Here is a 14,147-nt window from a genome sequence, read left to right on the forward strand (position 1 = left end):
AGACTGGGCATGATACTGAAACCTGCTTCAGTCTGCCAATAATTTGCTGATTAATGCTTCATTTCGCATTTTTTGGCGGTCTAAACGCAAACGTTCAGTACGAATGATTGCTTTCAGGTCGTGTAATGCCAAATCAAAGTCATCATTAATGATCAGATAATCATATTCATCATAGTGAGAAATTTCCTGTACTGCTTTATTCATGCGTTTAGCAATAATTTCATCACTATCTTGCCCACGCCCCTGAAGGCGACGGACTAATTCATCTTTCGACGGGGGTAAAATAAAAATGCTGCGACTTTGCGGCATTTTTTCCCGAATCTGACGAGCACCTTGCCAGTCAATATCGAGAAAGACGTCAATTCCCTGAGAGAGAACCCGTTCAATCATTGGCCGGGAAGTCCCGTAATAATTACCAAAAACTTCGGCGTACTCTAAAAAAGCCTCTTCTGCGATTAAACGCTGAAATTCATCTACAGAGACATAATAGTAGTGTTCACCTTCCGCTTCACCAGGGCGTTTCTCTCTGGTGGTATGAGAGATAGACACTTGCATATCGTAAGTCGGTTGCGTTTTTAACAGTGCCTGAATAAGGCTGGATTTTCCCGCACCGCTGGGTGCCGAAATAATATAAAGAGTACCTTTAACCATTATGATGTCTGTTTACTGTCGTTGAATTATCAGAAAAGAAGCGTGCAAAATCCCTGCATAGTATACACCGCTGCCGTCTGGCTTACATCCTTGTCACACCATAACGCATCAATTTTATTTATTGTTGGGCTGATTAAAGGTATTTCGAGCCCTCTCACAAAATAATTATCCGTTGCAGAAAGAACAAATCCTTTTTTCGTGACGGTTTCCAGAGCTTGCGTTTGGTACTGTTTTTGGTTTTCGTTTCCCATTGAAATAGACCCCTCTTACATGGAGGGAGAACGGAATGCTTTTTCTTATCAAACTGTTAATTGGCTGGTTGCTGCTCTATCTGAGTGGAGGTATAGCCTGGGGGCAAACGTTAACCGAGTGCCCAAAATGGAATAAGACTCAGGCAACACGCGAAATCAGGGCATTAGATGCCGAATTACAGCGATGGAATCAGGCGTACTATTTTCAGGGTGTTTCATTGATTGATGATGATATTTATGACCATTTGCTTGCCCAACGACGGCAGTGGGCTGGCTGTTTCTCCGATGTTGTTGCAGAGCACAATGTATTCGGTGAAGAGGGTCAAAATCTGCCTATGTTTCATCCCGTTGTACAAACCGGACTGATAAAGCTGGCTGACAGGCAGGCAGTTGCGGACTGGATGAAATCTCGCTCTAACCTGTGGATACAGCCAAAAATTGATGGCGTGGCGGTTACGCTGGTGTATCAAAACGGTCATCTGGTGTCTGCAATCAGTCGGGGGGATGGTATTAAAGGGCAAGACTGGACCGCTCATGCCCTGAATATTAACGGTATTCCCCGACGAATTAGTACTGACTTGCCGCGAGTCGTGGTGCAGGGGGAGCTGTTCTGGTATCTGGCAGACCATATTCAACATCGTGATGGTGGGCAGAATGCCAGAGCCAAAGTTGCCGGAGCCATGATGGCAAAAGCGTTGTCACCACAGGCGGTGACGAATATTGCTTTCTGGGTCTGGGATTGGCCTGATGGCCCGGAAGATATGGCATTTCGTCTGCAACAGTTAAAAAGTATGGGGTTTGAGTATGGTCCAGACGATACCCATCCAGTGGCAAATGTCGATGAAGTAGAAAGCTGGTATCAATACTGGTTTGATAATCCATTGCCGTTTGCCCGTGATGGTGTGGTTATTCGTCAGGGGATTCGCCCATCAGGTAGCAGTTGGAGTGCGCAACCGCCTCTTTGGGCTGCTGCATGGAAGTACCCGACAGAAAAGGTGATTGCCGAGGTGCAGGCCATCAATTTTAACATTGGACGTACTGGTCGAGTCTCAACGGTAGTACAGCTGGAACCAGTCAAAATTGATGATAAAACGGTACGTCGAATATCTTTGGGATCGATAGCCCGCTGGAGATCATGGGATATTGTTCCCGGCGATCGGGTAGCGGTGACCTTGGCGGGGCAAGGGATTCCAAAAATGACGGAGGTGGTCTGGCGCGTCGCTGAAAGAGTTGTGCCAGAAATTCCGGATGAGACACAGCATGATTCTTTAAGCTGTTGGAACACAGAAGGGGAATGTGAGCAGCAGTTTATTGCCCGACTGGTATGGCTTAGCGGCAAGAAAGGTTTGGATTTGAAAGGCATAAGCCAGAAAACCTGGCAGCGGTTATTGATTGCAGGAAAAGTGACGGATTTAGCATCCTGGCTGTGGTTATCGGAGGCTGACCTGCTGAGCCTATCCGGTTTTAGTCAGAGAAATTCTCAACGAATGTTGCAGCAAATTGCCATTGCCCGTCAGCGTGATGCCGCCCAATGGTTGACAGGATTGGGGATGACGTTTATTTCTCCGGAAATCATGCGGAAAGTGGGTTGGGATAATTTACTTCACTGGACAGCAACCGACTGGCAGCAGAACGGGATGGGAGAAAAAAGTGCCAAACGGGCGGTAGAATTTGTTCACCACCCGCCGCTATTAGCGTTAGTTGAACAGCTTAAAGCGGCAGGCGTTCAGGGTTTCTAACTTAAATTATCGTTAATACAACGATTAACTTCCTGATACATATAGCAGGCATTCTCGCCATAAGCGGCAAGTTTTTCGCTAAGTTGTGGCGTCTGATCAACGGGTAGATAACCCTGACTGCGCCAGTAGCTGTTTGCCTGAGCCAGAGATACCAAGCTGGTATGCTGAAAACCTTGCTCCAGAGCATTTTCTTTTGCAGAGGTAAACAGTGTCTTACCAACGCCCAACCCTTGAGCGAGAGGAGAAATAGCGCAGTCGTGCACAAACCAGCTGTCGGCTTCTACAGGCAGGTTATTCAGCATGCCATCGAGAGACGGTGGGAAAGTGCGAATCCATGGATACGAGATCAGGTAGCCCAATAAACGGTCTGGTGTCGCGGCAACCCAGCAGGTTTCTGCCGACAGTTCCAGACGGTTTTCAAAAAACTCAGGACTTTCCAGAATATCGGAGGAATAGACCGATGCCTGAATATCAAGGATGGCGTCTAAATCAGACGGATTCATACTGCGAATATGGTAAAACACGAAAAACCTTTATAAATTAATCTGATGGATAAAAAAAAGCAAGTATACCTGATTATGGCGTAGTTTGCGCCAGCGTTGAGTACCGATGGTCTTCCGGTCGGGCACTAAGTGAATATAAACACTTAAGATTTTACGACCGGAATATCCCTTGATTCCAATTTATTAGGTTTTCTGGCAGCCCGAAATATCATCTAAATCACTGTTCTTTATACCATCACTCAGAAATTCATTATTCTTCAGCAATATTTTTTCTTCCCGGAAATCTTTTTCGCACCAGCACAAAGAACACCGGAACAAAGAATATCGCCAGGAAGGTGGCGGTTACCATGCCGCCCAGCACGCCAGTACCAACCGCATGTTGACTGCCGGAACCTGCACCGTTGCTGATAGCCATTGGCAGAACACCGAACATAAAGGCCAGTGAGGTCATCAGAATGGGGCGTAATCGATAGCGACAGGCTTCAAGGGTGGCAGATATGAGATCTTTACCATTACGATTCAGATCGTTGGCAAACTCTACTATCAGGATGGCGTTTTTCGCCGATAGCCCAATAATGGTGAGAATCCCTACCTGGAAGTAAACATCGTTCTCCAGCCCACGCAGCCAGGTGGCACAAATAGCACCGAGAACGCCCAATGGGACCACCAGCATAACGGAGAACGGAATTGACCAACTTTCATACAGTGCGGCCAGACAGAGGAATACCACTAACAGGGAAATGGCATACAGCGCCGGAGCCTGAGAGCCGGATAAACGTTCCTGATAGGACATGCCGGTCCACTCCAGACCAAAGCCTTCTGGCAGTTGAGCCACCAGTTTTTCCATGGTGTCCATCGCGGTACCGGTGCTGATACCCGGTGAAGCTTCACCAACAATTTCTACAGCAGAACTACCGTTATAGCGTTCTAATCGTGGTGAGCCGTAAGTCCAGGTGGAAGATGCAAATGCCGAGAAGGGAACCATTGCTCCATTGCTGTTATTTACATACCAATGGTTGATATCTCCCGGCTGCATACGGTAAGGCGCATCACTCTGAACGTAGACTTTTTTCACCCGACCACGGTCGATAAAATCGTTGACGTAAGTAGAACCCCAGGCAGTTCTCAGAGTACTGTTGATATCATCAATTTTTACCCCCAATGCTTGAGCTTTCCGCTGATCGATATTCACCTGTAACTGAGGGCTGTCATCCAGACCATTATGGCGAACCCGGGTCAGGCTGGGTTCTTTAGCGGCCAATTGCAGCAGGGTATCACGCGCCTTCATCAAAGCCTCATGGCCCAGACCAGCGTGGTCTTCCAGCTCCATATCAAAACCAGATGAGCTACCCAATCCGGAGATGGCTGGAGGGCTGCTGGCGAAAACGCGGGCTTCGGTAATTTGACTAAAGGATTTAGTGGCGCGTTCAATAATAGCGAAAGAGCTGTCCGCTGGGGCTGTGCGCTCTTTCCAGTCCTGTAACCGAACAAACATACGCGCTACGTTTTGCCCGTTACCGCCAGGGCCTGCACCAACAATGGAAAATACCGAGCGAACGTTTTTCTTCTCATCTTCCATCAGGTATTTTTCAACTTTCTCCACCACTTTCAGCGTTTGTTGCTGGGTGGAACCCACCGGTAGCTGAATTTGAGTCATGAATACGCCACGGTCTTCCAGCGGCAGGAAGGAGGTCGGAAGTTTCATAAACAACCAGGCCATACCGCCAATAATCAGAATATAAACCAGAATAGTGCGGCTGCTGCGGCGAATAACTTTGGCGACTCCCCGCTCATACTTGCTGGCACTACGCTCAAAGGAGCGGTTAAACCAGCCAAAGAAACCACGTTTAGCATGAAGCTGGCCCTGAGGAATCGGTTTTAGCATGGTGGCACAAAGTGCTGGTGTCAGAATCAAGGCGACCAGTACCGACAACACCATGGCGGAAACGATAGTGATAGAAAACTGCCGGTAAATAGCCCCGGTGGTACCGCCCATAAAGGCCATTGGAACGAAAACAGCAGACAGAACCAGAGCGATGCCAACCAGGGCGCTCTGAATTTGTCCCATTGATTTTCGGGTCGCCTCTCTGGGTGACAACCCTTCAATCGCCATGACCCGCTCTACGTTTTCTACTACCACGATGGCGTCATCCACCAACAAGCCAATGGCCAGCACCATGGCGAACATGGTTAGGGTGTTTACACTAAAACCAAAGGCATACAGGATGGCAAAAGTACCCAACAACACTACTGGTACGGCGATAGTGGGAATCAGTGTGGCGCGGAAGTTTTGTAAAAACAGATACATCACCAGAAACACCAGCAAAATAGCTTCCAGTAACGTTTTTACCACGTCTTTTATTGATGCCTGAACAAAGGGTGTGGTTTCATAGGCATATTCGGCTTTTAGCCCGTGAGGGAAGTAAGGGGCGAGCTCCTCTATTTTCTGTTTTACCAGCTTATCGGTTTCCAATTCGTTAGCACCGGAAGCCAGTTTTATCCCCATGCCGAAAGCAGGCATACCGTTATAACGACTTAAATAATCGTATCTTTCTGCACCCAGCTCTACGGTAGCAACATCAGCCAGAGTGACAACCGAACCATCCTGATTAACCCTTAACGTAATAGCGCGAAACTGTTCTGGTGTTTCTAACTGCGCCTGGGCATTCATGGTGGCGTTTAATGTTTGTCCGGGTACCGATGGCGTACCACCAACCTGACCTACAGCAATCTGCTGGTTCTGGGACGAGATTGCGTCAACCACGTTTTTGGTGGTCAGGCTGTAGTTAACAAGTTTGTTAGGATCGAGCCAGATACGCATCGCATACTGTGAACCATAGGCATCTACGCTGCCGACGCCGTTAATTCGGCTTAGTGGATCTTGCAGATTACTGGCTACATAGTCGGAAATATCCTGCCGATCCATGCTGTGGTCTGTGGAGACAAACGCCACTGTCATCAGACTGCTGTCACCAGATTTTGATACGGTAACCCCTTGTTGCTGTACATCCTGAGGAAGTTTTCGGGTGGCGCTTTCTAACTTGTTTTGTACCTGCTGCATGGCCTCATTGGGGTCAGTTCCGGCCATAAAGGTTAAGGTAACCGAGGCGCTACCGGTGCTGCTGCTTTGGGATGACATATACAGCAAGTTGTCCAACCCGGTCATGCTCTGTTCGATAATTTGCGTGACTGAGTTTTCCAGCGTTTGGGCGGATGCTCCGGGATAACTGGCAGAAATTCTTACCGTAGGCGGAGCCAGATTAGGGTATTGCTCCACCGGTAGCGAATTGAGAGCAAGCAGTCCTGACAGGCTGAGAATAATCGCAATAACCCAGGCAAAAATTGGGCGATCGATAAAAAAGTTAGCCATAAACAGCGCCTCTCATACGTCTACTCTCTGTTTTTATAAGTTTGGTGAGCCGTGGAGAAAAGAACGGCGATATTAATGCATTTTAACCTGTTAATGAGAAGGAAAGGTGGAGAAAAGATGAAGATACTGTAAAGAAGTGTTGGATATCGGGCTTATGATGAATGGAATTGGCTGAGCATAATCAAGAAAAAGTGAGATGAAGGCAGGATAACGAATCAACAAGTGGAAATAATATCTGCCAGAAAATGACCATCATCTCTGGCAGATAGAGAAACGCAAACGGGGTTATTTAATCACCTGAGGATTAACGCAGTTCACCGTGACTTTGCCGGTCAGAGCGGTAATCAGATTATCCACCGCGCAGGCGGCCATATTGTAACGGGTTTCATGGGTTGCCGATCCAATATGAGGTAAGGCAACAACATTAGGTAAACGAAACAGCTCAGAATCAGCGGAAAGCGGTTCTTTTTCAAACACGTCTAACCCAGCGCCATAAATACGTTTTTGTTTTAACGCCTTAATCAGCGCCGCTTCATCGACTACCGGGCCACGGCCTGTGTTGATCAGAATGGCGCTGGGTTTCATTTTTGCCAATTGCTCATCGCTGATTAAGTGGTGAGTTTGCTCGGTAAGGGGCAGGCTAACGCAGACAAAATCAGACTCTGCCAGTAGCGTATCTAAATCGCAGAAGCGCGCATTAAAACGGCTATTGGCTTCCGGATTTGGCTGTCGATCGTTGTATATCACCGGCATATTAAATCCGCCATGGGCACGCTGGGCTAATGCCAGTCCGATACGTCCCATTCCCAGAATACCAATGGTTTTATGATGCACATCCAGACCAAACAGTTCGCTACCGACGCTGCCTTTCCATTGTCCTGATTTGGCCCATTCGGCAACTTCCACCACCCGACGGGCGGTGGAAAGTATGAGGGCCATTACCGTATCGGCGACGGTTTCGGTCAGTACCGTTGGGGTATGCATCATAATAATTCCCCGTTCGGTCATGGTCTGAACGTCAAAGTTATCGTATCCCACCGAGATGGTTGAGACTGCTTTTAGTGCTGGTGCGCAATCCAGAACGCTTTTATCAATCTGTCCACCGGAACCAATTAATCCTTGAGCCTGTTTCAGGGCGAGCAAAAAGTCCTGACGATTCTCACTGGTTAGACGATTGAATGGTAAAACGGTGAAGTGCTGCTCTAGGCGAGCCAGCAAATCATCGGGTAAAATTTTATACAGTATGATAGAGGGCTTCATAATGTTTTCCATAAGCTGAAACTATCAGGGAAAACGCCCGCCTGTGGGTTACTGGCGGGCGTATGAGATAACCATCAGGCCGTTTGGTTTTGAGCCGGTTTCACAATCAATGTCAGGAAGACGGACACCAGTAATGCGGCGCCCATAAAGATATAAGAGGCGGCAGGCGAACCGGTACTGCCATTCAGATAGCCAACAAACCATGCGCCAAAGAAGGAGCCCAGCGCCCCCATACTATTAATTAGCGCCATAGCACCACCCGCTACGTTGCGCGGTAGCATTTCCGGAATGATGGCAAAGAATGGACCATAAGGGGCATACATAGCCGCACCGGCAATCACCAACAGGGTATAAGAGAGCCAGAAGTTATCGCTGCCCACCAGATAAGATCCTAAAAACGCCAGTGCACCGATAAGCAATAAAGGCCAGACAAACAGCTTACGGTTTTGCATCTTGTCCGATGCCCATGAGACTAAAATCATCGCAATGGTTGCGGCCAGATAAGGCACCGCGGACAGCCAGCCGGCTTCTACCATACCCATTTGGGAACCGCTGCGCAGAATAGAAGGTAGCCATAATACGAAACCGTATACCCCGATACTCCAGGCAAAATATTGGCCACACAGAATGATTACGTTACGTGAACGGAAAGCTTCACCATAGTTTCGTACCGCTTTGATGCCTTCCTGCTCTTTAGCCAACTGAGCCTGTAACGCCTCTTTCTCATCATCGTTCAGCCACTTAGCTTGCGAAGGTTTATCATGCACCAGTACCCACCAGCAGAAGGCCCAGATAACGGCAGGGATCCCTTCGATGATAAACATTTCACGCCAGCCGTAAGCATGAATCAGATAACCGGAAACAATGGACATCCAGAGCACCGTCACCGGATTACCTAATATCAGGAAGGTATTGGCCCGGGATCGTTCTGATTTGGTAAACCAGTTACTGATATAGATAAGCATGGCTGGCATAACGGCAGCTTCCACCACCCCCAGCATAAAGCGGATACCTACCAGCATAGGGATATTACTCACCAGGCCGGTTAAGGTAGCGCAGCCGCCCCACAGAATCAGACACCAGAAGATCAGGCGTTTAACGCTGCGGCGCTCGGCGTAGATAGCGCCAGGGATCTGGAAAAAGAAGTAGCCAAGAAAGAACAGAGCACCTAACAGAGAGGACATCCCTTTGGGGATGCCAAGGTCTTCGTTGATTCCTGCGGCAGAAGCGAAGCTAAAGTTTGCTCTGTCGAGATATGCCAGACTGTAAGTAATAAACACAATCGGCATGATGTACCACCAGCGCTTGCTGGAGAGTTTTTTCGTACTCATAGACACATCCTTTGCAAATTCGTAATTAAGCTAACTGTATTCATCTTCCGGTAGTTAAATCCGGAGGTGAGATACAACGTTATTGTTATTCTTCGCCCAGCGCAGCTCGGGTTGGTAAACCTTCGCTGTCGCCAATGGCTTGTATCGCTAATGAACCAATTTTGTTACCGCGAACCACTGCCTGAGACAGCGTTTTTCCTTCCAGCAGGGCGCTGATAACACCAACGGCAAAGCCATCACCTGCACCGACGGTATCAATCACTTTTTCTACTTTAACCGCCGGAATGGTTGCTTTGTTGCCGTCAGCGGATTTAAACCAGGCACCGTCAGCGCCGGTTTTAATCACTACCGCTTTGACGCCCTGACCCAGATAGAAGTCTGCAATCTCTTCCGGTGATGTTTTACCGGTGAGAATTTGTCCCTCTTTCAGGCCAGGTAGTACCAGGTCTGCCATAAAGGCCAACTGATTTAACTGATGGGTCATCTCCTGCTGGCTGGACCATAAAGTTGGACGCAGGTTTGGGTCGAAAGAGATGGTTTTTCCCATCGCCCGCATCTGTTGTGCTGCATAACGACTGAGTTCCAGTGAGCTGGTGGAGATAGCAGCGGCCACGCCGCTCAGATGCAGATGACGGGCGCTGGAAAAGTAGTCAGGGTTAAAATCCTCAATGGATAAATGGCTGGCCGCTGAGCCTTTACGGAAATAGTCTACAATGGGATCGGTTCCATTTTCGGCCTTAGATTTAAGCTGAAAACCGGTTGGATAACGGCAGTCGGTGGTAACCTGACGGTGGTCTACACCTTCTTTTTTCAGCTGTTGCAGGGTAAAACGACCAAATGCATCATTGCCAACCCGGCTAACCCAACCAACTTTCAGACCCAGACGCGCAAGACCAATCGAGACATTAAGTTCAGCACCAGCAATGCGTTTAGTGAAGGTTTCCACATCCACTAAATCACCGGTTTGAGTGGCGACAAACATGGCCATGGCTTCACCCAGAGTGACGACATCCAGGGGAGCGGCGGGAAAAGTAGTAATATTCGACATAAGCACCTAATCCTTTCTGACGATATCGACATAATGACGGGTGACAGCCAGCAAATCGTCACCTTCCAGTGGAAATTCAATGCCTCTCGGGGCATTGGCAGGCAGCTGCTGAATCAAACCAGACCAGGAACCGTCAGATTGATCCAGTGCCACAGCCTGCCAGCTATTGTTGGTGTGTGTGGCGGCTTTAACGTGAATGTAACCGACATAATGAGCCAGCCGTTCTGCAGCCTGTTGTGGCGACTGATTAACCCAGTGCCAGTTAGCCATATCAAAGGTCATTTTAATGGGTAACTGCTGAGCGGTAATATCATCAAAGAAGGCCGCTACAGGAGCCAGAATTCCACAGTCTGCGGTCTGATCATTCTCTACCACCAGTTGAATCGGGTGGGATGAGAGAAAGATACGCAGGTCAGAAAGGTTGCTGCCCGGTTGGTAGTGACCAAGGGAAAATTTAATTAATCGGGCGTTAAGCTGTTCTGCTTCACTGAAACGTTGAATCAGGTTGGGATTAATCTGCCCCTGACGGTCAAAAAGGCCTTCCGGTACAGAGTAGAAGGTCACTAAATTATGGCTACAAATTTCGTCGCCTAACTCAGTAAGCTGTTGTAATTCCGATGTGATAAATAACTCCCGGCGAATTTCAACGCCGTCAGCGCCTGATTGAGCGATTACCGGCAGTAAGGCACGCTGGCCGCCGAGTTCTGCGACTTTATCCCTGCCATAAGCGGCGGTAACCACCATCACTTGTCTGTTCATTTTGTCTCCTTGTGATGAATGATTCATCATGCTGGCAGACTAAATGGAATCGGTTCCATAAAAAAGAACCAGAGATCAAATTTATGATCTCAGTCACGTATATTTTTTAATCAGTGGGTGGTTGAGCCCCGAATAATCAGCTCACCGTGGAATTGTTGATCTTGCACCGGCTGGTCATCTCCCTGAATGCGTTTAAGCACCTGTTCCAGCGCGGCATAACCGATTTGATAGGTGGGTTGTTTTAGCGTGGTGATACCTACGCCAGCCAGTTCGGCCCATTCCAGTTCGTCAAAACCTAACAGGCCAATATCGCTACCCCACTGGAGGCCAATGTGGCGCAATGCTCTGGCAATTTGCAGTGTTAATGCGCCGTTGACCGAGATCACCGCTTTACGCATGCCACGATATTTATGGTTAAATTCTCGCAGAATAGTTTCCAGACCTGCGACATCTTCCAGCGTAACTTCGGCATGTTCAGCTACAGCACCCTGATGTAGCTCCATCGCCTGCCTGAAGCCTTGTAAACGCTCCAGGCGGGTATTCACCAGACCGAAAGGCTCACTGACAAACAAAATGGCTTCAAAACCCTGTTGTAGCAGATGTTCCGTAACCTGAGTACCCGCCTGGATATTATCGAGCCCTACGGCATCACAGGCGAAATCGGGGATCTTACGGTCGATCAGCACCATTGGCAGCAGCGATTGCTGCATCTTATTCAGCGCTTCCTCCCGCATACCCACGGCGTTAACCACGATGCCATCTACCTGATAGCTGTTTAACAGTTGGAGATAATGCTCTTCCTGATCGACTTCATTATTAGTGTTACACATCAATAATGTGTAGTTATTGGCACGGCAGGCAGCTTCGATACCTCTCAGTACATTTACTGAATAGGGATTGGTGATATCAGCAATAATCAGACCGATTAGCTGGCTTTGCCCGCCTTTCAGGCTGCGGGCCATTTGGCTGGGACGATAGTTTAGCTGACGAATGGCATCTTCAATTCGTTGTCTGAGATGGTCAGAAAGCAGATGTTGTTCACCATTCAGATAGCGGGAGATGCTGGTTTTACCCGTTTTAGCTGTTTTGGCGACATCGCTAATCGTCGCGCGTCCGGATGATTTCCCTTCTGATTTGCTGCTCACAGTCCGCTAACCCTTGTTGGTATCAATGCCGAAAGATTAGCATAATCATCAGATAGCAGGGAGATGAGAATCAATAATCGGGGATGTTGTCGCGAACTAATGTTGGATTGATGTCAGGCGTAGCTCTCTGGTATTGATGAGTGGGTGCTGTATTTTTTCTTTGAGAGGTGCATTTGTCTTTGAGAGGTGCATTTGTCAGTCAGTACTATTGTGATGTTTAACGCTAGTTCATTGCATTGAAATGCTTTTTTGATCTTTTGACGCTACACTTACGATGATAAAGCGTCTTAAGGATGAGTGACGTTGCCCGTAGACCTGATTATATCCATCTCTTACAGATAACGTGACCATGATAGAACTCATCATCAGAATTGCTAAACGATTCTCTAGCCGAATTGAATACCCGACTTCATTCAGTTGCCTGGATGATGAAAGAAGAACTCGTCATATTATTGGCACCCATGCTTGTACCATCACCGGGGCCTTAATCTTTATCCCCATTCATCTTTTTATTAGCGATTTGCCTTTGGGTGCATTGTTTAACATTATCTGCATTGCGTTGTGCTTACTGTCGTTGGTTGATTTATGGTTTCGTGGCAACCTGAATCAGACGTTGTGGATTACCGTTTTATTACCTTCAATACTGGTGGTCTCGCTGTTCTGGCTGTTTCAGGGGAGATCGCAAATAAGCGCTTTTTTGATCATTCCTCCCGGATTCGCTTTTTTATTGTTGGGCCGCCGTCATGGAACGTTGTTTGGACTGGGATATGGCTTAACCATTGTTGCCATAGTTTTGCTTCACCTGAAAAGTTGGCCAGAGTTTGCTTATACCCCGGCAGCGATGATTAATATGGTAGGCGCATTGATACTTGCACTGTTTTGGGGGTTTATTGGCGAACGGATCCGTGGCGAAACTTTCCAAACCATTGAGACGATTGCTGAAAGTGATGTGCTTACTGACTCTATCAATCGCCGCCATTTTTTTGAAGAGGTGCAGCGGGTTCATAAAATCACCCGCTATCAACATTCGTCATTTGCCATGATGATGATGGATATTGACTCATTCAAAAGTATTAACGACCAATATGGCCACGATATGGGGGATAAGGTGCTGATAGAACTGGTACGTATGCTGAAAGGTCAGATACGGTCCGGTGATATTATTGGCCGACTGGGTGGTGATGAGTTTGGTTTGCTTTTCCCTAATATCACGGTTCAGGAAGCCGTAGGCCGGGCGAAGAATATTTGCCAGCAGGTTGATAGCTATCAGTTTATTAGCTCCGACGGTCAGCATGTTCCGGTGACTATCAGTATTGGTGTAGCCATGTTTTTATCGGGCAACCCATTAACGGCAGAACAAATCTATAAAACAGCAGACCAGCAGTTGTATCGCGCCAAGCAAGCAGGAAAGAATCAGGTTGCGGTATCTGACGGAGCATAAACGTCGTTACTTAATAAACAGGCGGCCTGTTACAGGTAGACCTGTGGACCGGTATTTTCCGTTTATTATGGTAGCCAGTATTGCCGAATACCTTCACCTGTCAATAGATAGAATCTTAAATCGGTTATTATTTAAATAGTTATACAGCGTTAGGATTTTACTACTCGAGAAAAGTTAATTAGATTAAGCATGTATATAGAATATTAGAAGTAACTAAAAGTAACGGTAAGCTATTTTTGAATATAAAATTAGAATATAGATTAAACATAGTAAAAGTAACCCCAGTATCAACAGTACTATTTGAAGTGTTTTTATTTTGTTATTTTATAAGTGATTTTATAATTAATATATTGTTGTTTTTCATAGTAATAATTTATTTTTAAATGATAACGTCAAGTATCGAGAAAATATTATGATTTGCTATTTAGCCTCTCTAATTAAAATACGAATAAAAGTTTATAACAAATTGAAATTAAATGGCTATGCTTTGCAAGTTAGAATAGTTGTTTGTTATTAAGCGGGTAGTGAAAACGTATCAATGTTTATGAAGTATAATTGAGTTGATTCTTATGCTTTATTTTAAGGTATACATCTGTTAATCAATCGATTTTTTACTTATTATACGGCGATTATATATGCGGGTGTCTCT

General features: G+C 47.0%; 11 protein-coding genes. 2 read left to right on the forward strand and 9 right to left on the reverse strand.

The window, feature by feature from the left end; genetic code table 11:
• Positions 1 to 27 precede the first annotated feature (27 nt).
• On the reverse strand, positions 28 to 651 hold the full coding sequence (gmk, locus tag EKN56_RS00455; RefSeq protein ID WP_130590017.1) for a guanylate kinase: 624 nt from the start codon (positions 649 to 651) through the stop codon (positions 28 to 30).
• 29 nt (positions 652 to 680) lie between these two features.
• Entirely contained in the window at positions 681 to 902 is a 222-nt protein-coding gene (locus EKN56_RS00460; RefSeq protein ID WP_130590018.1) for a hypothetical protein, read from the reverse strand.
• Between the two features lie 35 nt (positions 903 to 937).
• Between EKN56_RS00460 and ligB the strand changes: the two genes are divergently transcribed.
• The gene (ligB, locus tag EKN56_RS00465; RefSeq protein ID WP_130590019.1) at positions 938 to 2,641 is read left to right on the forward strand and encodes an NAD-dependent DNA ligase LigB; all 1,704 of its coding nucleotides are present in this window, start codon (positions 938 to 940) and stop codon (positions 2,639 to 2,641) included.
• Here the strand turns inward: ligB and EKN56_RS00470 are convergent.
• From EKN56_RS00470 to EKN56_RS00500, 7 genes are all read right to left on the reverse strand, one after another.
• Positions 2,638 to 3,165: a GNAT family N-acetyltransferase gene (locus tag EKN56_RS00470; RefSeq protein ID WP_210405323.1), complete on the reverse strand. Its 528-nt coding sequence runs from the start codon at positions 3,163 to 3,165 to the stop codon at positions 2,638 to 2,640. The genes ligB and EKN56_RS00470 overlap by 4 nt on opposite strands.
• Before the next feature lie 229 nt (positions 3,166 to 3,394).
• Entirely contained in the window at positions 3,395 to 6,514 is a 3,120-nt protein-coding gene (acrD, locus tag EKN56_RS00475) for a multidrug efflux RND transporter permease AcrD (protein ID WP_130590020.1), read from the reverse strand.
• A gap of 285 nt (positions 6,515 to 6,799) precedes the next feature.
• Entirely contained in the window at positions 6,800 to 7,774 is a 975-nt protein-coding gene (gene ghrB / locus EKN56_RS00480) for a glyoxylate/hydroxypyruvate reductase GhrB (protein WP_130590021.1), read from the reverse strand.
• A gap of 74 nt (positions 7,775 to 7,848) precedes the next feature.
• Positions 7,849 to 9,105 (reverse strand): MFS transporter, encoded by a 1,257-nt coding sequence (locus EKN56_RS00485; protein ID WP_130590022.1) that lies wholly within the window; start codon positions 9,103 to 9,105, stop codon positions 7,849 to 7,851.
• Between the two features lie 85 nt (positions 9,106 to 9,190).
• Positions 9,191 to 10,153 (reverse strand): sugar kinase, encoded by a 963-nt coding sequence (locus tag EKN56_RS00490; RefSeq protein ID WP_130590023.1) that lies wholly within the window; start codon positions 10,151 to 10,153, stop codon positions 9,191 to 9,193.
• Between the two features lie 6 nt (positions 10,154 to 10,159).
• A complete protein-coding gene (locus tag EKN56_RS00495) occupies positions 10,160 to 10,912 on the reverse strand; it encodes a sugar phosphate isomerase/epimerase family protein (RefSeq protein ID WP_130590024.1) in 753 nt (250 codons plus the stop codon).
• Positions 10,913 to 11,022: 110 nt separating this feature from the next.
• Complete coding sequence (locus EKN56_RS00500) at positions 11,023 to 12,057, reverse strand: LacI family DNA-binding transcriptional regulator (RefSeq protein ID WP_130590025.1); 1,035 nt, start codon at positions 12,055 to 12,057, stop codon at positions 11,023 to 11,025.
• A gap of 349 nt (positions 12,058 to 12,406) precedes the next feature.
• On the opposite strand from EKN56_RS00500, the gene EKN56_RS00505 reads away from it, so the two are divergent.
• Positions 12,407 to 13,498 (forward strand): GGDEF domain-containing protein, encoded by a 1,092-nt coding sequence (locus tag EKN56_RS00505; RefSeq protein ID WP_130590026.1) that lies wholly within the window; start codon positions 12,407 to 12,409, stop codon positions 13,496 to 13,498.
• Positions 13,499 to 14,147: the final 649 nt, after the last annotated feature.

Source organism: Limnobaculum zhutongyuii, assembly GCF_004295645.1.
Classification (GTDB): domain Bacteria; phylum Pseudomonadota; class Gammaproteobacteria; order Enterobacterales; family Enterobacteriaceae; genus Limnobaculum; species Limnobaculum zhutongyuii.